The following is a 22815-nucleotide window of genomic DNA, read 5'->3' as shown; positions in this document are numbered from 1 at the left end:
TAAATCTTCAAATTGCTGATATTGTTCGGGATCGGGATATTTTGCAATTGGCAAGACATCATGCCGTAAAAATCTTAAAAGACGATGCTCCCATGGAGAAACCGGAACACACTTCTTTAAGGGCTGTTTTTATTGAATTATCAAAAAAGAAAAACATTTGGAACTATATTAGTTGATATTCTCAGCGAAAACTAATATTTGTACGTACAAACGTTAAATAAAAATTAACAACTCCTTTATTCCCATTTCTAAAACTTAAATTTGTTTTTTAACTTAAAATACTGATTCCAAATCTTACTTTAAACTACAAAAATGAAAATAAAATACATTGTTTACACCTTATTAATAGTCGGAATTGGTGCTTTTATCGCATACAGAATCACAGAAAACAAAAGCGAGAATAATGATTCTAAAGATAAAGACGGGAAAAGCAAGCCCATGAATGTCAGCGGAATTGTGGTAGAGCCTCAATCTTTTGACAATAATCTTTCGCTTTCCGGTTCTATTGAAGCCAATGAGCAAGTTGAAATTCGAAGTGAAGTTTCGGGTATTGTTGAAAACATTTATTTTCAGGAAGGAAGCAATGTCAGTAAAGGACAAGTGCTTTTTAAAGTCAATGATTTGGAGTTAAGAGCCCAACTTAGACAAGTTTCAACTAGAGAAGGATTGGCATCTGAAAATGAAAGAAGAGCCAAACTTCTACTTCAAAAAGAAGCGATAAGCCAGGAAGAATACGATGTTGCCAGGGCTGAATTTAAATCGGCACAAGCACAAAGCCAGTTGATTAAGGCACAAATTGCCAAAACATCGGTTAGAGCGCCATTTTCAGGAAAAATCGGATTGCGTTCCATTTCACCCGGAACCTATATTACTCCGGCTATTTTAGTGGCCAAATTAGTCAATATTGGAAAATTAAAAATCACCTTTTCTATTCCTGAAAAATATGTCAGCCAGATAAAACCGAATTCTAATTTGACTTTTACTGTCGCAGGTTCAACCGAAAAATATAATGCTAAAGTATATGCCATTGAGCCTGAAGTTGCTGTGGCTACAAGAACCTTACAAGTACGTGCCATTGCCGAAAATAAAGATGGAAAATTACTGCCTGGTACTTTTGCCAATGTTGAATTGCCATTGGATATTATCAAAGATGCTATCGTAGTGCCAACCGAAGCTATAATTCCGGTTCAAAAAGGGAAAAAAGTTTTCATTTCGAACAATGGTAAAGCCAAAGAAGTAATGGTAGAAACTACAACAAGAACCGACGCTTCCATTTTAGTGCTTTCCGGTCTGAAAGTCGGTGATACGGTTCTGACCAGTGGCGTTATGACTTTAAAAGAAGACACGCCTGTAAAAATTACCATAACGAATAAAAAATAATATGAGTTTATCTACCACAAGTATCAGAAGACCCGTATTAACGATTGTCATCAATTTAGCAATTGTATTGTTTGGAATAATTGGTTACAGTTTTCTTGGCGTTCGGGAATTTCCTTCTATTGATCCGGCACAAGTATCGATTCGTACTAATTATACTGGTGCGAATTCCGATATTATTGAGTCCCAAATTACGGAACCGTTAGAAAAAGCCATTAACTCGATTGATGGTATTCGGAACGTAACTTCTTCAAGTGCTCAAGGGAGCAGTAATATAACTATAGAATTTAATTTAGATAAAAATCTGGAAGAAGCTGCCAATGATGTGCGTGACAAGGTTTCCCAGGCGATACGAAGTTTACCGCAAGATATTGATGCACCTCCAGTAGTTTCTAAGGCGGATGCCAATAGTGACGCTATTATTTCGATGACCGTTCAAAGTGATACGAGAAGTGCATTAGAATTAAGTGATTATGCAGAAAATGTGATTTCTCAGCGACTGGAGACAATTCCAGGGGTCAGTGGCGTTCAAATTTGGGGTCAGAAAAGATATGCGATGCGTTTGTGGATTGATCCGGTGAAATTAGCTTCCTATGGTTGCACGGTTTCGGAAGTTAGAGACGCTTTGAATAAACAAAATGTGGAATTGCCTTCGGGAAAATTAACCGGAAAAAATACGGAATTAACCGTTAAAACAGTTGGAAATTTATCTACTGCCGAAGAATTCAACAATATAATCATACGTTCCGAAGGGGAAAAAGTGGTTCGTTTTAGCGACATTGGTTCGGCCTCTTTAGGACCTGAAAATTTGGAAACTAAAATGACCCAATCAGGGACACCATTAGTAGGTGTAGCCATTGTACCGCTTCCCGGAGCTAATTATTTAGATATTTCGGCCGCTTTTTATAAAGAATTCGAACGTTTAAAAAAAGATTTACCTAAAGATATTAATTTAAACATAGCTATTGATAATACTATTTTTGTAAAAAAATCAGTTATTGAAGTAGCCGAAACATTAGGAATTTCTATCCTTTTGGTAATTCTGATTATCTATTTATTCTTTAGAGACTGGGCCATTGCTTTCAGACCCTTAATTGATATTCCCGTTTCATTGATTGCTACTTTCTTTATTATGTGGCTTTTTGGATTTTCGATCAATGTATTGACTTTGCTTGCGATTGTTTTGGCAACAGGGTTGGTTGTCGATGACGGAATTGTAGTTACCGAAAACATTTTCAAAAAAGTAGAAGAAGGCATGTCTCCCATTGAAGCAGCCATCAAAGGATCTAATGAAATATTTTTTGCAGTAATATCCATTTCCGTAACTCTGGCAGCGGTATTTCTTCCGGTAATTTTTCTTGAAGGGTTTGTCGGACGACTGTTCCGGGAATTTGGCGTCGTCATTGGTGCTGCGGTATTGATTTCTGCCTTTGTTTCGCTGACTTTAACACCAATGCTGAATGCCTATTTAATGAAAGGCGGGGAACAAAAAAAATCAAATTTTTATATTCGAACAGAACCTTATTTTCAAAAATTAAACAGTGGCTATGCCAGTGCATTGACTCGATTTATCAAAAAAAAATGGTTAAGTTTTCCCATTCTTATTGCGTGTTTTGGTTTGATTTATCTGTTTTTCAATTTATTGCAGAAAGAAACGGCTCCTTATGATGATCGAAGCGGATTTGTGATGCGAATGACTACACCCGAAGGTTCCTCTTATGAATATACCGATCGCTTAATGCAAGAAGTTTCTAAATTAGTGGACGACTCAATTCCGGGAAAAAAAGTCAGCTTAGTCATTACTTCACCCGGTTTTGGATCTTCATCAGTCAATAGCGGTTTCATTCGTGTATCTTTAGTTCAGCCTAACGAAAGAGAAGATTCCCAAAAAGAGATTGCGGAAAAATTAACCAAATGGACCAAGCAATATCCTGAAGCCAAAACTTCTGTAATTGAACAGCCTACAATCGCTGTAAACCGACGCGGTGGCTTACCAATTCAATATATTATTCAGGCACCAAATTTCAAACAGCTAGAAGCAAAAATTCCATTATTTATGGATGAAGTTTCTAAAAATCCAACTTTTGCCGTTAGCGATGTTAATTTAAAATTCAATAAACCGGAAATCAACGTAACAATCGATCGGGAGAAAGCGGAAAGTTTAGGAATATCAGTAATTGATATTGCACAAACTTTACAACTTTCGCTGAGCGGTCAAAGATTTGGTTATTTTATAAGAAATGGAAAACAATACCAAGTTATAGGACAGTTTGATCAAAAGGATCGTTCAAAACCATTGGATTTGACTTCGATGTATGTAAAAAATAACAAAGGAGAACTGATTCAAATGGACAATGTGGTAACCATTGAAGAAAAAAGCAATCCTCCGCAATTGTATCATAACAATAGGTATATGTCGGCCACCGTTTCTGCGGGACTTGCTCCGGGCAAAAGTATCAGCGACGGTATTGACGCGATGAATGAAATAAAAGCCAAAGTGCTTGATGATACTTTTACAACTGATTTAGGTGGAGAATCACGTGATTTTGTCGAAAGCAGTTCCAATACTTCTTTCGCCTTTGGATTGGCTTTGCTATTGATATTTTTAATTCTGGCCGCACAATTTGAAAGTTTCATCGATCCATTTATTATTATTCTGACCGTGCCGATGGCAGTCGCCGGAGCTTTATTCTCCTTATGGCTGTTTGACCAGACTTGGAATATTTTCAGTCAGATTGGAACGGTGATGTTAATTGGTTTGGTAACCAAAAACGGGATCCTGATTGTGGAGTTTGCCAATCAATTGCGAGAGCAAGGCAAATCGAAAATGGAGGCGATATTAGAAGCTTCAGAAGCAAGACTTCGTCCTATTTTAATGACCAGTTTGGCTATTTCATTAGGTGCATTGCCCATTGCGCTATCACTTGGAGCGGCTTCAACCAGTAGAATCGGAATGGGAGTTGTGATTGTCGGCGGAACTATTTTCTCTTTGGTTTTAACCTTATTTGTAATTCCTGCCATGTATTTAATGTGGTCGAAAGCACGAAAACATTATCCTGAATTTGACCATATCGAAGAATATGAAAAAGAAAACAACTAGTATGATGAATTCAAAAATCCTATTTCAAAGCCTGATTTTGTTTTTCCTTTGTATGACAAAAACAAATGCTCAGGAAATTTTAACCATTCAGGATGCTGTAAAAATTGCCTTGGAAAACAATTATGAAATTAAAATTGCTTCCAATGATTTAAAAATAGATCAAACCAATGTTGCCGCTGGAAATGCAGGTATGCTTCCAAAAGTAACCGCAAATGTTGTCGATAATAACAGTATTCAAAACAGCTCACAAACACGTCAGGACGGTACGGTTACAGAATTGGATAATGCCAAAAACAACAGTTTAAATTACGGCGTTGGGCTGGACTGGACTATTTTTGACGGATTCAAAATGTTTGCAAAACTCGACCAGCTAAAAGAATTGCAAAAGTTAGGCGAAGCTCAATTAAAATTAACCATAATAACTAAAATCAGCGATGCAAATGCGGTCTATTATGATTTGGTACAACAGCAACAGCAATTAGAAGCTTTGGACACAGCGATTGTTATTTCCAATCAAAGGATGTCCTTGGCACAAAATCGTTTTACTATCGGAAAAGCATCAAAATTAGAAGTTTTGAATGCGCAGGTCGATTTAAATACCGATACTACAACGCTTTTGAGACAAAAAGAACTTTTTGCTAATACCAAGATTTTGCTAAATCAAATTTTAGCCAGAGATGCCAAAACTGATTTTAAAGTAATTGATGAAATTACTGTTGACGATAAATTATTACTTCCGGAACTTACTGCTTTAGCCGAAAAACAAAATCCGCAACTGGAAGCTCAAATCATCAATAAAAGAGTTTCAGAATTACAATTGAAGCAAATAAAAGCGGGAAGATATCCAACCGTAAAAGTAAATACAGGCTATAATTTCTCTGAAAGCCAATCGAGTCTTGGTTTTACGACAGAATCATCTGCCAGAGGATTGAATTATGGTTTTAGTGCTTCGCTGAATTTATTTGATGGCTTTTCACAAAACAGAAACGAAAAAATCGCCAAAATTGAAATCGAGAATTCCAAAATATTAATCGACCAGCAGAATCTAGCGTTGCATTCACAGTTAGCTACGGCTTATCAGACGTATCTAACCAATATTCAGCTGATAGATTTGGATGGAAAAAATGAAGCCATTGCGAAACAAAATTTAACTATTACGTTAGACAAATTCCATATCGGAACCATAACTACTTTAGAATTCAGAACGGCTCAATTGAATTATATTAATGCTATTGTGCGCTACAGCAATGCTCAATTTCAGGCAAAATTATCAGAAATTGCATTGAAAGAATTGGCTGGAAATCTCAATTTTTAATATATTTTTGTAAACAAAAATCTACGAATGACTTCATATAACCCAAAAGATTGGATTAGTTTTATTTTTCATTTAAGCAAAGCAGATACTTTTCGAAAACTGATTCCAATGATGTTCATTATTGGACTATATTCCGCTGGAATCGCTTATTTAGAAATTGAGTATTGGGATTTACCAGAGGACAGCCACGTAAAGAACATTTCAATTATGCATGGCATGTTGGGTTTTGTAATTTCATTATTATTGGCTTACCGAACCAATACCGCTTATGATCGTTGGTGGGAAGGGCGAAAAATGTGGGGAAGTTTAGTAAATAACAGTCGGAATTTTGCCATTAAATTATCGGTAATGTTACATGATGAGAAAGACCGTATTTATTTTCGAAAAATGATTCCAAGCTATGCATCTATTTTGCACAAACATTTAAACGACGCTGATACCGGCAAACAATTGTTCGACGATATGGATTTAGAAATTGACCATCACAAACACAAACCCAATCAGGTAGCTAAAATGCTGTTTCAAAAAATCAACGATTTGTACATTTCAAAAAAAATAACTGGCGATCAGCTAATCATTTTAAATGCAGAAGTGCAATCGTTTACCGAAATTTGCGGTGCATGTGAACGTATCAAAAACACGCCTATTCCCTACTCTTACAGTGCTTTTATCAAAAAATTTATTTTTATTTATGTGCTGACTTTACCTTTTGGGTATGTGTTTAGTTTGGGTTATTTTGTGATTCCGGTAGTGTCATTTATCTTTTATGTTTTGGCCAGTTTGGAGCTCATTGCCGAAGAAATCGAAGATCCTTTCGGGACTGATGCCAATGATTTACCAACCAAAAAAATGGCTGAAAACATAAAAAAACACGTGGAGGAATTGATTTAATTTTTTTCGAAACGAATTTTTCGGCCACTTTACTATTCTTGTTCCCGCTATCCGCTATATCTTTTCATTGTGAGAGCCATTTCGGATTACAAAAATTCTACTTTCACAATGAAAAGGATACCGCTGCTATCGGGGGTTATTAGATTTTTCATTTTTGTATCTGAAATAGTTGAATAATAGCGTTTTTTTCAATGTTTACCACGTCAATTCGCTATAAAAAAGCTCGGGTCAAATTGGCTCATTCTCTAATTAATAGTATCTTTGCCTTCTTGAAAAAAAAATACAATGAAAATATCATACAATTGGTTAAAACAATTCATAAAAACAGAATGGACATCGGAAGAAACAGCTTCTTTATTAACAGATTTAGGTCTTGAAGTAGAAGGTGTAGAAAAATATGAAAGTTTAAAAGGCGGTCTGAAAGGGGTTGTTGTAGGTCATGTTTTGACTTGCGTTCAACACACCAATGCCGATAAATTGCGAGTAACCACAGTAGATATAGGCGACGGAACTCCAATCCAAATTGTTTGTGGAGCATCTAATGTAGCGGTAGGGCAAAAAGTTCCTGTGGCAACCATTGGCACCAAATTATATGACAAAGAAGGCAATGCTTTCGAAATCAAAAAAGGAAAAATTCGAGGTGAAGAAAGCCACGGAATGATTTGCGCAGAAGACGAATTAGGTCTTGGCGAAGGTCACGACGGAATCATGATTCTTGCTGACGATTTAGTTCCCGGAACGCCTGCATCCAAAGTATTTAATATAGAAACCGATGAAGTTTTTGAAATTGGTTTAACACCAAACCGCGCCGATGCCATGAGTCATTGGGGTGTTGCGAGAGATTTACGTGCTGGTTTAATCCAAAAAAATATCAATCATTCGGAATTAATTACACCGCCGGTAAATAAATTTAAAGTTGAAAAACGTACTTTAAAAATCGATGTGAAAGTTGAAGATGCTAAATTAGCACCAAGATATTGTGGCGTTACCATTTCTGGCATTACTGTAAAACCATCTCCGGAATGGTTAAAAAACCGATTGAAATCTATTGGCTTAACGCCAAAAAACAATATTGTCGATGTTACTAATTATGTTTTACACGAATTAGGACAACCGCTTCATGCTTTTGATGCATCTAAAATTAATGGAAAAGTCATCGTGAAAACAGTTCCTGCCGGAACAAAATTTACCACGCTGGACGATATCGAAAGAACTTTACACGAAGAAGATTTAATGATTTGTGACGAAAAAGGACCTTTGTGTATTGCAGGTGTTTTCGGCGGAAAAAATTCTGGTGTATCGGAAAACACAAATGCTATTTTCTTGGAAAGTGCCTATTTCAACCCTGTTTCTGTTCGAAAAACAGCCAAAAGACATACGTTAAGCACTGATGCTTCTTTCCGTTTCGAAAGAGGAATTGACCCAAATATTACGCCATATGCTTTAAAACGAGCTGCTATTTTAATTCAAGAAGTAGCTGGTGGCGAAATAACATCTGATATTGTTGATATTTATCCAAAGAAAATAGAAGACTTTCCGGTAGTCTTGAATTTTGATAATGTTAAGAAAATTATCGGTCAGGAAATTCCAAAAGAAACAATTAAGAAAATATTAGTTTCATTGGACATAAAAGTAACCAGCGTTTCAGACACTAGTTTAGGGCTAATAATCCCGGCTTACCGCGTGGATGTTCAAAGAGAAATTGATGTTATAGAAGAAATTCTAAGAGTCTATGGCTATAATAATATCGTTTTTTCAAAAAAACTGAACGCAACTATTTCAAACTCACCTCGAACTGAAGATTACAAAGTTCAGAATATTGTTGCCAATCAATTGACTTCATTAGGTTTTAATGAAATGATGGCCAATTCATTGACTTCACCCGAATACATTAAATTATCAGAAAATTTAAGAGAAGAATTCAATGTAACCATACTAAACCCGTTGAGCAATGATTTATCGGCAATGAGACAATCTTTACTTTTCTCAGGACTGGAAGCCATTTCTTATAACATCAACCGAAGAAATTCGGATTTGAAACTATTCGAATTCGGAAAATCATACCATAAATTCCCGTCAGGTTACGAGGAGCAAAAGCATTTAACTTTATTGGTTTCCGGAAACCGATTAAATGAAAGTTGGACAACTGCTCAGAAACCATCCGATTTCTTTTTGTTTAAAGGCTATGTAAATGCTATATTATCAAGACTAGGAATTGAAAAAACTCAAAATAAACCGGTAAACTCAGATGTTTTTGCAGAAGGAATTGCCATTGTAGTTGGAAATGATACTTTGGTGGAATTAGGAACCGTAAAAAAATCACTTTTAAAGCATTTTGATATTAAACAGGAAGTTTTGTTTGCTGATTTCAATTGGGCATTGATTTTAAAACTAATTTCAACAAAAATTAAGTTTACCGAAATTCCAAAATATCCGGAAGTACGACGTGATTTAGCTTTGCTTGTTGACGAAAGTGTTGCTTTTGATGCCATTTATAACATCGCCAGACAATCTGAAAAATCACTTTTAAAAGACATTAATCTTTTTGATGTGTATCAGGGAAATAATTTACCTGAAGGCAAAAAATCATACGCTGTGAGCTTTGTAATTCAGGATAATACTAAAACTTTGACCGATACTCAAATTGAAAAAATAATGGGTAAACTACAAAATAATTTTGAAACGGAACTTGGGGCAAGCTTACGATAAAATAAAACCTACCCATTAATATATAAAAATCCCGAATCATCGGGATTTTTCATTGTACATATACCTGATTAATAACCCAATACATTGTATCGATACTTTTGAAGTTATTTCGTAAATTTGAAATAAGCAAAAATCCATAATATGAATCCCAACGAAAATTTAATCACCAAATTTTATACTGCCTTTTCAAATTCAGATGCAGAAACAATGGCAAAATGCTATCATCCCAATATTGAATTTCAAGATCCGGCTTTCGGAATTCTGAAAGGAAAAGAAGTCCCTAATATGTGGCGAATGCTCATTTCAAGAAGCAAAGGCAATTTGAAAATAGCATTTTCTAATGTTAATTCGGAGGATCAATCGGGTTCTGCAAAATGGATTGCCACTTATAACTTCAGTAAAACAAATAGAAAAGTAGTGAATGTCATTCATGCAAAATTTGAATTCCAGGATGGATTAATTATCAAACACACGGATGATTTCAATGTTTGGAAATGGACGCAACAAGCTTTGGGATTACCCGGTTATCTTTTGGGCTGGACTCCTTTCCTACAGAAAAAAATTCAGGAACAATCGAGGGATTTGTTAAAGAAATACCAAGAAAAGTATAGCTAACTGCTTTATCATAAGTACTATGGAAGTTAAAACGGAATATACTACTGAACTCAAAAACAGGAAAAACATAATGGTTATAATTCAAAACTCTCATGATTCAAATTCCGAAAACACCAGTTCCAATCCATTCAAACAGAAAGTTTTCTGTCCTTGAAATACTTCAATATATAACATTAATTTCTATAGTGTTATACTTCGGAAAAACACTATTTATTCCGCTCAGTTTTTCTTTACTGATTAGCTTTATTCTATATCCGATTTGCAAATGGATGGAAAAAAAAGGTATCAATAGAAGTATTGCCATCTTACTCTCCGTTTTTACAGTGTTAATTTTGTTTGGAGCAATTATTTATTTGCTGGTCGCGCAAATGGTGGAGTTTTTACAAGAATGGCAAACACTCCGTGCAAAACTTTTAGAAGCTACAACCCAATTGAGTGCATTTCTTGCAGAACAATTTGGAATAAGCATTGAAAGACAACAAGCATTTTTCAGAAATTCCTTTAGTAATTCCGGATCACAGACCATTTCATTCTTAAGGAGTACTGTGTTTTCTTTTTCAGAATCAATATTTATTTTTTTAATAATTCCCGTTTTTTCTGCACTGATACTATTTCACAGACAAATACTGGCAAATATCCTATATCAGATTTTCCCTTTAGAAAAAAAAGTAATCATTCACGAAATTCTTGTTGAAACCATTCACGCTTATTATAATTTTATCAAAGGCATGCTATTGGTTTATCTGATAGTTGGAATTTTGAATAGCATAGGACTTGCAATAATTGGTATTCCACATCCATTTCTGTTTGGTTTTATCGCCTCCATACTAACATTTATTCCGTATGTCGGGATTATGATATCTTCACTTTTGCCAATTACTATTGCGTGGATCACATTTAATTCAGTGTGGCATCCATTGGGTGTAATATTGGTTTTTGGCATTGTTCAAATACTCGAAGCCTATATCATATTCCCTTTTGCAGTAGGAAGTCGCTTAAAAATTAATACGCTCGTCATCATTGTAATGGTAATTGCCGGTGGTATTTTATGGGGAGCGGCCGGAATGATTTTATTTATACCGTTTATTAGTATCGTAAAATTGATTGCTGACCGTACTGAAAGTTTAAAAATATTGTCCTTGCTTTTAGGTGATGGTAGCCTAAAAAAACCGCCATCTTAGTCATTTAGTGCATCAAAACTAAAAGCCCAATCACGCTCTTTATTATACCATAATTGCCCTTGTGAAACTTCCAAAGGACAGTCAAAATTATTGGTAAACAAACCTCCGGTTCCTAATCCCTGAGGCATCTTATTGTGTTGTAAAAAAGTCCATTGCGCGATGGCATTTAGACCAATATTACTCTCTAAAGCAGAGGTAATCCACCAACCGATTTTATGTTTTTCCGCTAACGAAATCCACTCTTTTGTACCCCGAAAACCACCGATAAAACTGGGTTTCAAAATGATGTATTGAGGTCTTATTTTTTGCAATAATTGTTCTTTTTCTTCCAATGAAACCACGCCAATAAGCTCTTCGTCTAAAGCAATAGGAATTGGAGTGGATTTACATAGCTCTGACATACTGTCAGTATGATTTTTTTGTATCGGCTGTTCAATACTATGTATCTTATATTCAGATAATTGATTCAATTTAATTAAAGTAACGCTTGGATTAAAAGCACCGTTCGCATCTACACGAATTTCGACCTGTTCCGGAGTAAAATTTTGTCGAATAAAGTGCAATAACTGTAATTCTTTATCGAAATCTATGGCGCCTATTTTGAGTTTAATACAATGGAATCCCTGTGCTAATTTCTCTTCAATTTGCTGCTTCATAAATGCGGGTTCTCCCATCCAGACCAAACCATTAATCGGGATAGATTTTTCGCCTTTTGTAAAGTCAGAAGGAAACAATAAAAATGGGGTTTTACTGGCTAAGGACTGGAACGCCATTTCGACTCCAAATTGTATTGACGGAAACTCAATTAATGCTTCCCAAAGTGTATCTTTTCCGAGGTGAATATGGTCGCAGGTCCATTGCAACTTTTCTTCATAATCGGGTCTGTCGTCAATGCTTAATGTTCGGAGAATTCCGCACTCGCCTATTCCCTTTTTTCCTTCTTTTTCGAGGACAATAAACCATGTTTCCTTTTCCGTTAAAACTCCACGGGAAGTTCCTGAAGGTATCTTGAAATGGAGAATGTATTTGTGATAAGTTGCTTTCAATCGAATTAGAATTTTATCCCTTCGACCAATCTCAGGGTGATATTGGAATTTTGGATTTAGTCGATAACCCTTAAAACTTTTTTGAAATCATCTGATGGCAAACCTGCTTTTTTGAAAGCTTCGAAATCCAGTTTTACTTTTTCATTCCAACTCAAACTATCAGTTACATTTTGCAATTTGTATCTCCTGTAAAATGATTTGGCTTCTTTGTAATTATTGTTTAGCAGATAGGCATGCGCCAGATTCAATTTTAAAAGCAATTCTGAATTGTCCAGTTTTTCTCCGTCTTTCAGGAATTTAATCGCTTTGTCATATTGTTTGGTAAAAATATAATAGGTGCCGATAGCATTATAATCTAAAACCATTGCCTTTCCTGAATCGAAAATAGGCATCAATGTATTGATTGCTTCTCCGTAATTACCTTGTTTTGCTATATAGGAAGCTTTCTCTCTTAAATTGTTATATATGATGTTTTCGGCATCTGTTTCGGTTAGGCAGGATTTGCCAAAATCTTTAAAGCTTTTTGCTTTTTCACTATCCATTAATTTTTGGAATTCCTGAAACTTGAATTTTTTTTGCAGTTTATCCAAAATACAAATACAATAATCGTCCGGATTTTGAAGTTTTTTGGCCGTTTCTGTGGTTTCGCACTGGTCAAGAATCTTTTTTCTATTGACAAGATTCCAGCCTCTGCTTAATTTTGTATCTACCCAAGGTACAATTTCCAAAATTATTTTTTGGTTCATAATCCAGTTTTTACTTTCGAATGCAAACCAAATGTTGGTGGTATTGGGTTGTAAACAAGCTGATTTATCTACGGAAAGTATTTTAGCATCTTTGTTTACGGGGTTATTTTGATATAAACATGCTTTATCGGTTTTCCCATTTTCTCTATAAGCTTGAGCCGATGAATTCTTGGTAAAAATGGCATATTTACATCGGTCATTTCCTGCCACTTTTGACAAAAGGAATACCGCTCCGGCTGAACCCTGACTTATTCCTGTTGGATCCGGAATTGCTTTTAATACAGAAACTAAACTATTGGCCAATTGCTGATTTTCGTCCAAAACAGTAATTCTATATACGATTTCTGTGGTACCAACTGGTAAATCTTCGGACTTTACGACTACGATGTCTCTGGCATTTACGATAATTTCTCTTGATGTAACGCGATCTTTATCCCAATAACCGTCTTGTTGTGAGAAAACAGATTGAATTGTTGCGGTAAGCAGTAGTATGAAATAGTATTTTTTAATCATTTTCTTGATTATTTTAGTTTTTAGCCCTGATCGCAGCGGCATCCTTTTTCTGGCTTCTTTAGCCAGGAAAAGATATAGCGGAGAGCGGGATTAGCTCCTGAAAAAATTACAGCTCTATACTTTTTCCAATTTCCAAAAGCATTAAATCTTTGCCTTTATCGAAAAATTTCCTGATGGCTTGTTCATGATTGATTTCGATGTAACCAAAAGTATCGTAATGATAGCCTAAAATTTTATCGCAATCGACAAAATCTGAAGCTATAATGGCATCATCAACATCCATAGTAAAATTGCTTCCGATGGGTAAAATCGCCAAATCCAATTTGGTGCGCATTGGAATGAGTTTCATATCCATTGTTAGCGCAGTATCTCCGGCAATGTAAATGTTTTTATGTTCGCCCACGATGACAAAACCGCCTGGATTTCCGCCGTAACTTCCGTCAGGGAAAGAGCTGGAGTGAATGGCATTTACATATTTTACGGTTCCAAAAGTAAAATTCCAGCTTCCGCCGTGATTCATTGGATGGCAGTTGAATCCTTTTGCGCTGTAATGACTTGCTATTTCAGCATTGGAAACTATTACGGCATGAGTTCGTTTTGCAATCGCCTCCACATCGAGGATATGGTCCTGATGGGCATGCGTGATTAGAATAAAATCTGCTTTTAATTGATTGATATCAATATGTGCCGCTTTTGTATTTCCTGAAATAAACGGATCGACTAAAATGTGCTTGCCACTGACTTCAATTCCTAAGCATGCGTGACCGTAAAATGTAATTTTCATAAGCGATTTTTAGTTTATTAATTGTTCACGATTAAATCGGAAAGAAAATAAATCAAACATAAAGATAATAAGAATGAAAGCAGAAAGGTGCTTATCGCTAATTTCTTTAACTCCGGATCTAGAGCTCGGGGCACTTTATTTTTATAAACTGTAATTAAATGACTCATTAAAGGAAAATAGGCAACTACGAAAATATATTGATCAAAGTGAAAATCCATTAAAAATGCAAATACCAAAACCAAAATCATTGCAGAAACAACTAAAAAATAATGGTAGATTTTCGCTTTTGCGCCACCCATTTTCACGACAATGGTATTCTTGCCTGCTTTCTTATCGGAAGCTTCATCACGCATATTATTCAAATTCAAAACACCTACGCTTAAAAATCCAATGGCAATTGCCGGAAGAAGTAATAACCAGTCAATTTGTTTGGAAAACATAAAATAAATCCCCAACGTACTTACCAATCCGAAGAAAACAAACACGAATATGTCGCCATAACCATTATAACCATAAGCCGATTTACCAACCGTGTAGCGAATAGCCGATGCAATGGCTAAAATCCCAAGGAAAAGAAAAATAAAGGAGTATAATAAATATTGTTCCTTAAATGAAAAATAAATCAATAAAATAGCCGACAATAAAGTCAAAATAGAAGTGATTATCATTGCTTGTTTCATCGCTTGAGGCGTGATGGTACCGCTTTGAATTGCGCGTTTGGGCCCTACTCTGTCTTCGTTATCAGTACCTTTTATACCATCGCCATAATCGTTGGCAAAATTGGAAAGAATTTGTAATCCTAAAGTGGTTGTCAAAGCAAAAATGACAATTTTCCAATTGAACATCGCTTGTGACATCGCATAAAAACTTCCTAATATTATTCCTGACACCGATAATGGTAATGTTCTTAATCGTGCAGCTTCAATCCAATGTTTCATATTATTGTTGATTTGGTAATTTGTTGATTCGGTAATTTTTTTTTACATCCAATTACTATCAGATGTTTCTATTTCGTACAACCAAAGATTGACATACTGCTTAATTTTAGCATAATCGCCTAATTTAAAAGCCACATTTCCTCCAGCCGTATGAATCGTAATGGAGCCAATATTTGCCTTTTTATGCCAAAATAATTGCGATGTTGTTATGGCCTGGATTTTACCCGGCTCTAAAATTTCATTATCAATATCCCAAGCTCCGCTTTGTTTGATGATGAAATTATCATTGACAAACAATCGGTTATTCCTGAAGCCAAAATAAACCACTAATCCGACAAATATGATATAAATAGGTGTTAAATAAGCAAATTCTAAAAGCTCAGGCACCGCATAATTCGCTAAAGCAAAAAATCCAGTTAAAGGTACTACTATTGATAGAAAAATCGAAAAAACAAGCTTACGAAAATTAGGTTTCAGCATAACTCCTTTTTCCGGAATTTTATGAAAGAGTAATTTCAGTATTTCGTCACGTTCTTGTTCGTTACAACCCGGAATTTCAAGTGCTGACTTACGTTCTTCTTTTTCTCCGCTCGTGGCTTGTTTGATTTTAAGCTCCAAAATATTCATTTTCTTTTGGAAATAATTTCTGGTAACGGTCGTTATTTGAACTTTTTCTGGTTTAATAATGGTGCTTTTGGCATTCAATAAACCGTATGAAAGTAACAAAGAACCACTTTGTCTGGTAATTTTAAAATTAAAATACTTTACGATAACCCGAATCAAATTAATGACCAAAATAGCGCAAAGCATCAGAACCACAATAATAACAATAGACTGAACGGCTAAACTTTTGTCAATATAAGCATCAAATTTTTTTTCATCAAAATCGGAATTTCGCATAAAATTCTTCCCATTCTCGTACATTGTCACAAAAAAAGCCAGAATCAAACCAATGCTTTTGATATAATTGGAGGTAACTCCGACTTTCAATAAACTTAAAAAACTGATTTTTATAAAAGGCTGATTGTCGATTATTGAATCTGTAATTGGTTTATTCTCTTCTTCGGAAACTGTTTTACTTTTTTCATTATCCAACAAATGTGTCTTTAATGCTAAAGCCAGCTGGTGTGATACTGCCTTAATTTTCCCTTCTTTTTTGGTGCTTCCGGCGGTATCGACATCCAATTCATATACCCCAATTAGTCTTTGAATCAGAGATTGATTAATATTGACCTGCTGAATTTTATTCAGTTGGATTGCCGTTTTTGTTTTATTAAAAACACCTTCATTGATTATAAATTCCTCATTTTCATTGTCTAAATAAAAGGTGAAATTCAGGTATTTCAAATAAGCAACAAGACCAATTGCCAATAAAACCGTTATTGTTCCCAGAAAAAGGTATCCTTTATTGATTTCATCAAACTTGAAAATCCAAACTACTAAAACAGGCCATAAACCTCTGGCCCATTGCTGTAAAGTATCAAAAAACATCACCAAAACCCCAATGGGAGACTGACGTTGCGGTGCACTGAAATTAGTTTCCATTACAGTTGTTTTTGAATTTTTCCCATCAAAAGTTGCTTGATGTTTTCGGCTTGCTCTTTTTCAATTCCGGGAATTTCGATATCACTTGAACTTCCTCCGGCAGTAAAGATTTCTATTTTTGCCAATCCAAAATACCTGGAAATAAATCCTTCATGTAAAGCTACGTGTTGTACTCTATTATAAGGGATTACGACAGTATTCGAAGCAATAATTCCACTTCTGAAAAGTACATCATGAGTTCTGAAAGCAAAACCTTTTTTTCGGAAACTGATTCTTGAAAACAAAACAATAAGAAGCATCAAAACTATAAAAACGATGATAATTCCAAATCTAAATTCTGAAAGTTGTTCATTAAAAAATAACGCCATTCCAACTCCTGTTCCCAGAATTAAAAAGAAAATAAGCAAATTTATCAAAGTTACAATCCAGTAATTAGGATGCAAAGCCGTGAATTGCACTTCTTCAAATTTTGGAAGTTGGGTAGTATCTATGGTTTCGTTTGTAAAGTTTTCCAATTTATAAATTTTAATTTAATGTTTAAAAAGTTTAAAGTTCATAATCCAAACAACTTTAAACCTTAAACTTTGAACCCTTTTTTATGGCAACCATTTATCTTTTCCAAAATTCGGTTTTCTTTTTTCTAAAAATGCATTTCTGCCTTCTTTAGCTTCTTCGGTCATATAGGCTAAACGTGTGGCTTCGCCTGCAAAAACCTGTTGCCCTACCATTCCGTCATCAGTAAGATTCATGGCGAATTTCAACATTTTAATGGATGTTGGTGATTTCTGCAGAATTTCCTGAGCCCATTCAAAAGCGGTATCTTCCAACTCCTCATGAGGAATTACAGCATTTACCATTCCCATATCCATTGCATCCTGAGCAGAGTAGTTTCTTCCTAAGAAGAAAATTTCACGTGCTTTTTTCTGTCCCACCATTTTTGCTAAATAAGCCGAACCATAACCTCCGTCAAAACTGGTTACATCGGCATCAGTTTGTTTGAAAATCGCATGTTCTTTACTTGCTAAAGTCAAATCGCAAACCACGTGTAAACTGTGTCCGCCGCCAACTGCCCAGCCTGGAACGACTGCAATAACTACTTTTGGCATAAACCGAATTAATCGTTGTACTTCAAGAATATTCAAACGATGTTGTCCATCTTCTCCAACATAGCCTTGATGTCCGCGTGCATTTTGATCGCCACCGCTGCAAAAAGACCAAATTCCGTCTTTGGTTGAAGGTCCTTCACCGGATAATAAAACTACTCCGATAGAAGTGTCTTCCTGAGCATCATAAAAAGCCTGGTATAATTCGCTGGTAGTTTTTGGTCGAAATGCATTTCTGACATTTGGACGGTTAAAAGCAATACGCGCTACGCCATCACATTTTTTATAGGTTATATCTTCAAATTCTTTTACCGTTTTCCAGTTTATGGTATTCATAATTGTGTTATTTTAGCGTAAAAATAAGTCATTTTTTAGATTTTTCTAATAAACAAAACTTAAAAAGATGAAAACCTTTATTTCCGCCAAAAACAGGTTTAACCTAACTTTCTTTTGGATACTGGTTCTTTTATTAACCGTAACTCTTTTTATTCCAAAAAAGGAAACTGAATCATCAATTTATATCTTTTATGCGATCATTATACCAATTATTGCATCATTAATTTGGATTTTATTGGACACCAAATATGTCCTCAAGCAAAATCAACTGTATTATTATTCAGGTCCGTTTCGTGGTAAAATTGAAATTGATAAAATCAGAAAAATAAAAAATCATTCCGGCTGGATTGTCCCTGTGACCATGAAACCCGGTTTAGACATCAATGGATTAATTGTTTATTACAATCAATTCGATGATATTTATATTTCGCCAAAAGAGAAAAAAGAATTTCTTGAAGCGTTATTAAGAATTAATCCGAAAATTGAAATAACATAAACTCTTATCCTAATTTAACCGAAGTCATCGTCAACGAACCGCCAACGGCTTTATCATTAAAGAAACTCACTTCGTCTTTATCGTCTTGCAAAGCGATTGAATATAACAAAGGATAATAATGATCCGGCGTTGGAATAGCGAGTTTTGCCGCTGTATTTAGTTTTTCGTAATCAATCAAAGACTGAAAATCACGATTGCCTATTTTTTCTTTAAAAATCGCATTCATTTCAATGGCCCAATCAAAACCAAATTCCGGTTCCTGAAGTTTATCCCAAGCCACCATTCGAAGATTGTGTACCATATTCCCGCTTCCGATAATTAAAACTCCCTTTTTGCGCAAGGCTTTTAGCTGTTTTGCTAAATCGAAATGGTATTGTGGCGGTTTATTATAATCGATACTTAATTGCAAAACCGGAATATCCGCATTGGGATACATATGTCTTACAACGGTCCAGGTTCCGTGGTCTAAACCCCAATCATGGTCTAAACCAACATTTGTTGTATGAATTAAATTTGCAGTTTCTTTTGCAAGTTCAGTACTTCCTTTTGCAGGATATTCTACATCAAAAAGTGCTTGTGGAAAACCTCCAAAATCGTGGATGGTTCTGGGATTTTCCATGGCAGTAATATGAGTTCCGCTTGTTAGCCAATGTGCCGAAATCACTAAAACTGCTTTGGGTTTTGGAATTTCATTGCCAAATTTGGTCCAAGTCCTTGAAAATTCATTGTCTTCAATTCCATTCATCGGCGAACCGTGCCCGATAAATAAAACCGGATGTTTTGTATCTTCTTCTTTTAAATCGTGTGTCCAATTATAAAACGGATGTAATGATGCCATAACTGTGCCTCCTATTATAGTTTTTATAAATTCAGATCTATTCACTTCAATACAATATTTGTATATACAAATGTATAGTTAAATTTCAGGATATAATCCTGTTTACAAAAAATTTAACTAATAAAGGAGGTGATTTATAGCAGGTAAATTCCGTCTTCTTTAATTTCGATCAGTTTGTCTTTATATAAAGCACCAATCGCTTTTTTGAAGGTTTTTTTACTCATTTTTAAAACCGTTTTGATATCTTCCGGATGGCTGTTGTCGTTCAAACGCAAGAAACCACGGTTGGCTCTGAGTTCGTCAAGAATTTTCTTAGCATTCGGTTCGATACTTTCGTACCCTTGTATCTGAAGCGATACATCTATTTTATTATCAGGTCGTATTGTTTTGATATACCCGCGCATACGGTCTCCTGTGCGAATGGCATCATCGTAAACTTCATCTTTATACAACAACCCTTTATGCTGTTCGTTGATGATGACGTTAATCCCCAATTCGGTAATGTGTGAAACAATTAAATCCACTTCTTCTCCTTTTTCAACCGTAATTGTATCATTCTTCAAAAACTGGTTGGTTTTACTGGATGCTACCAAACGATTGGTTTTTTCATCCATATAAAGATAAACCAAATAACGCTTCCCTTTTTCCATCGGACGCGCCTGTTCTTTGAACGGAACCAGAATATCTTTTTCCATTCCCCAATCCATAAATGCACCGATTTGGTTGACGTAATTTACACGCAAAAGCGCAAATTCATTCAATAATATATAAGGTTCCAGCGTAGTGGCAACGGGACGTTCTTCGTGATCTAAATAAACGAAAACGATGATTTCCTCTCCTATTTCAAATTCGTTTGGAACGTATTTGTTCGGTAAAAGTATATCATGTATTCCTTCTGGATCTTTTTCTGGATTTCCCAAAAACAAACCGACTTTGGTATCACGTAAAATGGTAAGCGTATTGTATTTTCCTATTTCAATCATTTCTTTTGAGGTGCAATGGTTCTGGGTGCAAAGGTACAAAGTTTGAAAATGGGAAAACGAAAAATTATTTCATAAAAAAAAACGCTTCATTTCTGAAACGTTTTTATTTTTATAAATGGCTTTTTATTAATTGTAAACCGATTCTTTTTTGAAATGAACTGCCAATAAATAATAAACTACAGCTCTGTATTTACTTGTGTTGGAACGACCGTATTTTTCAATCACCGTGTCAATTCCTTTATCTAAATCCGGGCCGTCTTTCAGTCCTAATTTTTTAATTAAAAAGTTGTTTTTTACAGTATCCAATTCTGCTTTAGTAGAACCCGAAACCGTCGAGGAATCTGCATTATAGATAGAAGGGCCACAACCTACGGTCACTTTTGTCAACAAATCCATGTTTGGCGTTACTCCACATTTTTCTTTTAAATCTGCTGCGTACTTTACAATTAATTCATCTCTTTTACTCATAATTTAAATTTTAATGTATTGTTATTAAATCAACTTCTCTCAAATTTAATAAATTAATTAAAATCACACTGTTATTTTCGTACTAAAATCATGTTAAATGTTTGAAATAGTCCAACAAAACTGAATTATTTATAGTTGTAGGCGTAAAAACCTCTAAAATACTTGGTCTGTCATTTTGGTTGTAAAAATCTACCAAACTGCTTTCTAAACTTGCTTCTCCACTAGCCGTAAAATATTCAAAATGATACATTTTGGCCAATTGTTCACCAGTTAAGCAATGAGATGTTTCGAAAAACTTGTTGAATACTTCGCTTTCCTCATGTCCGGGCAGAATCCTAAAAATCCCTCCACCTCCGTTATTAATCAAAATAATCTTAAAATTCTTTCGAATATATTCGTTCCACAAGGCATTGCTGTCGTATAGAAAACTGATGTCTCCCGTGATGAGAACGGTTTGCTTTTCTTTGGCGAAAGCCGCACCAATAGCTGTTGATGTACTGCCGTCAATCCCGCTAGTTCCTCTGTTACAAAAAACAGTAATCGATGGATCTATATCGAATAATTGTGCATATCGAATCGCGGAACTGTTGCTTAATTGCAACATAGAACCTTTTGGCAAAGAAGGAATCACTTGTTCAAAAACTTTAAAATCCGAAAAAGGAACAGTAGTCAAATATTTTTGATGTTTCGTTTCTCGCAATGCTGCAATTTTCTGAAAATCGGAATGATAATTACTTTCTATTACTTTAGTAAAAGGTAAAAATTGATTGAAAAAATCATTTGGATTGACTTCAAAATGTTTCGTTAAACATCCAAAAGTATCATAGGCCCTCAAAGAATCGATATGCCAATGGTGTTGCGGCTTGTATTTTCGCAAAAAGGCTTTTATTCTTTTGGAAACTACCATTCCGCCGAAAGTAATCAGGATTTCGGGTCTGAAATTTTCAAAATCTTCCTCTGAAAAAGGCGTAATTATCGTATCAATATTATTCAAAAATGTTTTATGATGCAGGTTTGAAGTCGCTTCGGTCATCACCACTACTGAAGTGTCTTTGGCTAACAAATCAATAATATCCTCATCGATTTCATCAGGTTCGTTTACGCCAACTAAAATCAATTTCTTCTCTGAAGTGTTCCAAATATTGGTAAAGGCTATAATATCATCAACTGAAAGGTCATCATATATTTTATCAAAAGGCGAAATCAATGCATCAACAGAAAGATGGGAAATCGTTTGGTACAATGGCTCTTCAAAAGGAGCATTGATATGAACGGGGCCTTTTTTAGCAACAGCCTTATTGATGGCTTCATTAATTTCAGAATCATTTTCAAACGACGCTTCTTCAGTTAAATTCGCATTATATAAAGAATGGTTTGCAAATACATTTTTCTGACGAATGGTTTGTCCATCGCCAATATCAATCTTTTCAGGAGGTCGGTCCGCCGAAATAACCACCAAAGGAATCTGGCTGTAGAAAGCCTCTGCAAAAGCGGGATAATAATTCAACAATGCCGAACCCGACGTACAGACAACAGCGACCGGTTTCTTGATTTGCTGGGCAATTCCCATGGCAAAAAAGGCAGCGCAACGTTCATCGGCAATGCTATAACAATGAAATTCCGGATTATTGACGAAACCAATGGTTAAAGGCGCGTTTCGGGATCCCGGAGAAATTACGATATGGGTTAGTCCTTTGGCCAGACATATTTGGATAATGCTTTGCGCTAAAGGTATTTTAGGATAAATCATTTTTCTTGTTTGATATAGTATAAAGGTACAAAGTTGAGACTGTTTTTAAGCATTTTGCCTACAAAAACTGAGCAAAAATTT

20 protein-coding genes are annotated in these 22815 nt (G+C 35.2%); 9 read left to right on the top strand and 11 right to left on the bottom strand.

The features are described 5' to 3' along the window. The 8 genes from VI621_RS06265 to VI621_RS06230 all read left to right on the top strand — a co-directional run. Positions 1–176 (top strand): hypothetical protein (locus VI621_RS06265; RefSeq protein WP_324217528.1); only part of this gene is annotated, 176 nt, incomplete at its 5' end. 136 nt (positions 177–312) lie between these two features. Continuing rightward, on the top strand, positions 313–1380 hold the full coding sequence (locus VI621_RS06260; protein WP_324217524.1) for an efflux RND transporter periplasmic adaptor subunit: 1068 nt from the start codon (positions 313–315) through the stop codon (positions 1378–1380). 1 nt (position 1381) lies between these two features. Next, positions 1382–4477, top strand: coding sequence for an efflux RND transporter permease subunit (locus tag VI621_RS06255; protein WP_324217523.1), 3096 nt, complete (start codon positions 1382–1384; stop codon positions 4475–4477). A gap of 4 nt (positions 4478–4481) precedes the next feature. Next, entirely contained in the window at positions 4482–5792 is a 1311-nt protein-coding gene (locus VI621_RS06250) for a TolC family protein (protein ID WP_324217527.1), read from the top strand. A 27-nt stretch (positions 5793–5819) separates the two neighbouring features. Further along, positions 5820–6683 (top strand): bestrophin family protein, encoded by an 864-nt coding sequence (locus VI621_RS06245; protein ID WP_324217522.1) that lies wholly within the window; start codon positions 5820–5822, stop codon positions 6681–6683. A 285-nt stretch (positions 6684–6968) separates the two neighbouring features. Then, a complete protein-coding gene (pheT, locus tag VI621_RS06240; RefSeq protein WP_324217521.1) occupies positions 6969–9392 on the top strand; it encodes a phenylalanine--tRNA ligase subunit beta in 2424 nt (807 codons plus the stop codon). A gap of 141 nt (positions 9393–9533) precedes the next feature. Further along, entirely contained in the window at positions 9534–10007 is a 474-nt protein-coding gene (locus VI621_RS06235) for a nuclear transport factor 2 family protein (protein WP_324217520.1), read from the top strand. 92 nt (positions 10008–10099) lie between these two features. Further along, entirely contained in the window at positions 10100–11188 is a 1089-nt protein-coding gene (locus tag VI621_RS06230; RefSeq protein WP_324217519.1) for an AI-2E family transporter, read from the top strand. On the opposite strand, the gene VI621_RS06225 is transcribed toward VI621_RS06230, so the two are convergent. From VI621_RS06225 to VI621_RS06195, 7 genes are all read right to left on the bottom strand, one after another. Next, positions 11185–12234, bottom strand: coding sequence for an o-succinylbenzoate synthase (locus tag VI621_RS06225; protein ID WP_324217518.1), 1050 nt, complete (start codon positions 12232–12234; stop codon positions 11185–11187). The two genes, VI621_RS06230 and VI621_RS06225, sit on opposite strands and share 4 nt — an antisense overlap. 56 nt (positions 12235–12290) lie before the next feature. Next, on the bottom strand, positions 12291–13493 hold the full coding sequence (locus VI621_RS06220; protein WP_324217517.1) for a tetratricopeptide repeat protein: 1203 nt from the start codon (positions 13491–13493) through the stop codon (positions 12291–12293). Between the two features lie 106 nt (positions 13494–13599). Beyond that, complete coding sequence (locus tag VI621_RS06215; RefSeq protein ID WP_324217516.1) at positions 13600–14277, bottom strand: metal-dependent hydrolase; 678 nt, start codon at positions 14275–14277, stop codon at positions 13600–13602. Between the two features lie 17 nt (positions 14278–14294). Next, complete coding sequence (menA, locus tag VI621_RS06210; RefSeq protein WP_324217515.1) at positions 14295–15215, bottom strand: 1,4-dihydroxy-2-naphthoate octaprenyltransferase; 921 nt, start codon at positions 15213–15215, stop codon at positions 14295–14297. A gap of 42 nt (positions 15216–15257) precedes the next feature. After that, entirely contained in the window at positions 15258–16760 is a 1503-nt protein-coding gene (locus tag VI621_RS06205; RefSeq protein ID WP_324217514.1) for a PH domain-containing protein, read from the bottom strand. Beyond that, entirely contained in the window at positions 16760–17275 is a 516-nt protein-coding gene (locus VI621_RS06200; RefSeq protein WP_324217513.1) for a PH domain-containing protein, read from the bottom strand. The genes VI621_RS06205 and VI621_RS06200 overlap by 1 nt, the downstream gene beginning before the upstream one ends. 81 nt (positions 17276–17356) lie before the next feature. Next, positions 17357–18199, bottom strand: a complete 843-nt coding sequence (locus VI621_RS06195; protein ID WP_324217512.1) for a 1,4-dihydroxy-2-naphthoyl-CoA synthase — start codon at positions 18197–18199, stop codon at positions 17357–17359. Between the two features lie 67 nt (positions 18200–18266). On the opposite strand from VI621_RS06195, the gene VI621_RS06190 reads away from it, so the two are divergent. Then, entirely contained in the window at positions 18267–18695 is a 429-nt protein-coding gene (locus VI621_RS06190; RefSeq protein WP_324217511.1) for a PH domain-containing protein, read from the top strand. Between the two features lie 4 nt (positions 18696–18699). Here VI621_RS06190 and ygiD read toward each other — a convergent pair whose 3' ends face one another. The 4 genes from ygiD to menD all read right to left on the bottom strand — a co-directional run bounded on the left by ygiD (position 18700) and on the right by menD (position 22734). Next, positions 18700–19533, bottom strand: coding sequence for a 4,5-DOPA dioxygenase extradiol (gene ygiD / locus VI621_RS06185; protein WP_324217510.1), 834 nt, complete (start codon positions 19531–19533; stop codon positions 18700–18702). A gap of 134 nt (positions 19534–19667) precedes the next feature. Continuing rightward, positions 19668–20516: a CvfB family protein gene (locus VI621_RS06180; protein WP_324217509.1), complete on the bottom strand. Its 849-nt coding sequence runs from the start codon at positions 20514–20516 to the stop codon at positions 19668–19670. Positions 20517–20642: 126 nt separating this feature from the next. Further along, positions 20643–20984, bottom strand: a complete 342-nt coding sequence (locus VI621_RS06175; protein ID WP_324217508.1) for a DUF2853 family protein — start codon at positions 20982–20984, stop codon at positions 20643–20645. A gap of 88 nt (positions 20985–21072) precedes the next feature. Beyond that, positions 21073–22734: a 2-succinyl-5-enolpyruvyl-6-hydroxy-3-cyclohexene-1-carboxylic-acid synthase gene (gene menD, locus VI621_RS06170; RefSeq protein ID WP_324217507.1), complete on the bottom strand. Its 1662-nt coding sequence runs from the start codon at positions 22732–22734 to the stop codon at positions 21073–21075. Positions 22735–22815: the final 81 nt, after the last annotated feature.

Origin of the sequence: Flavobacterium sp. (assembly GCF_035292545.1) — a bacterium.
GTDB lineage: Bacteria > Bacteroidota > Bacteroidia > Flavobacteriales > Flavobacteriaceae > Flavobacterium.
Note: the sequence above shows the minus strand (reverse complement) of the source record. Positions and strands in the feature narration are given on the sequence as shown.

Coding starts and splice junctions, on each gene's coding strand:
- VI621_RS06260 (WP_324217524.1), top strand. CDS start 313: ATGAAAATAAAATACATTGTTTACACCTTATTAATAGTCGGAATTGGT.
- VI621_RS06255 (WP_324217523.1), top strand. CDS start 1,382: ATGAGTTTATCTACCACAAGTATCAGAAGACCCGTATTAACGATTGTC.
- VI621_RS06250 (WP_324217527.1), top strand. CDS start 4,482: ATGAATTCAAAAATCCTATTTCAAAGCCTGATTTTGTTTTTCCTTTGT.
- VI621_RS06245 (WP_324217522.1), top strand. CDS start 5,820: ATGACTTCATATAACCCAAAAGATTGGATTAGTTTTATTTTTCATTTA.
- pheT (WP_324217521.1), top strand. CDS start 6,969: ATGAAAATATCATACAATTGGTTAAAACAATTCATAAAAACAGAATGG.
- VI621_RS06235 (WP_324217520.1), top strand. CDS start 9,534: ATGAATCCCAACGAAAATTTAATCACCAAATTTTATACTGCCTTTTCA.
- VI621_RS06230 (WP_324217519.1), top strand. CDS start 10,100: ATGATTCAAATTCCGAAAACACCAGTTCCAATCCATTCAAACAGAAAG.
- VI621_RS06220 (WP_324217517.1), bottom strand. CDS start 13,493: ATGATTAAAAAATACTATTTCATACTACTGCTTACCGCAACAATTCAA.
- VI621_RS06215 (WP_324217516.1), bottom strand. CDS start 14,277: ATGAAAATTACATTTTACGGTCACGCATGCTTAGGAATTGAAGTCAGT.
- menA (WP_324217515.1), bottom strand. CDS start 15,215: ATGAAACATTGGATTGAAGCTGCACGATTAAGAACATTACCATTATCG.
- VI621_RS06205 (WP_324217514.1), bottom strand. CDS start 16,760: ATGGAAACTAATTTCAGTGCACCGCAACGTCAGTCTCCCATTGGGGTT.
- VI621_RS06195 (WP_324217512.1), bottom strand. CDS start 18,199: ATGAATACCATAAACTGGAAAACGGTAAAAGAATTTGAAGATATAACC.
- VI621_RS06190 (WP_324217511.1), top strand. CDS start 18,267: ATGAAAACCTTTATTTCCGCCAAAAACAGGTTTAACCTAACTTTCTTT.
- ygiD (WP_324217510.1), bottom strand. CDS start 19,533: ATGGCATCATTACATCCGTTTTATAATTGGACACACGATTTAAAAGAA.
- VI621_RS06180 (WP_324217509.1), bottom strand. CDS start 20,516: ATGATTGAAATAGGAAAATACAATACGCTTACCATTTTACGTGATACC.
- VI621_RS06175 (WP_324217508.1), bottom strand. CDS start 20,984: ATGAGTAAAAGAGATGAATTAATTGTAAAGTACGCAGCAGATTTAAAA.
- menD (WP_324217507.1), bottom strand. CDS start 22,734: ATGATTTATCCTAAAATACCTTTAGCGCAAAGCATTATCCAAATATGT.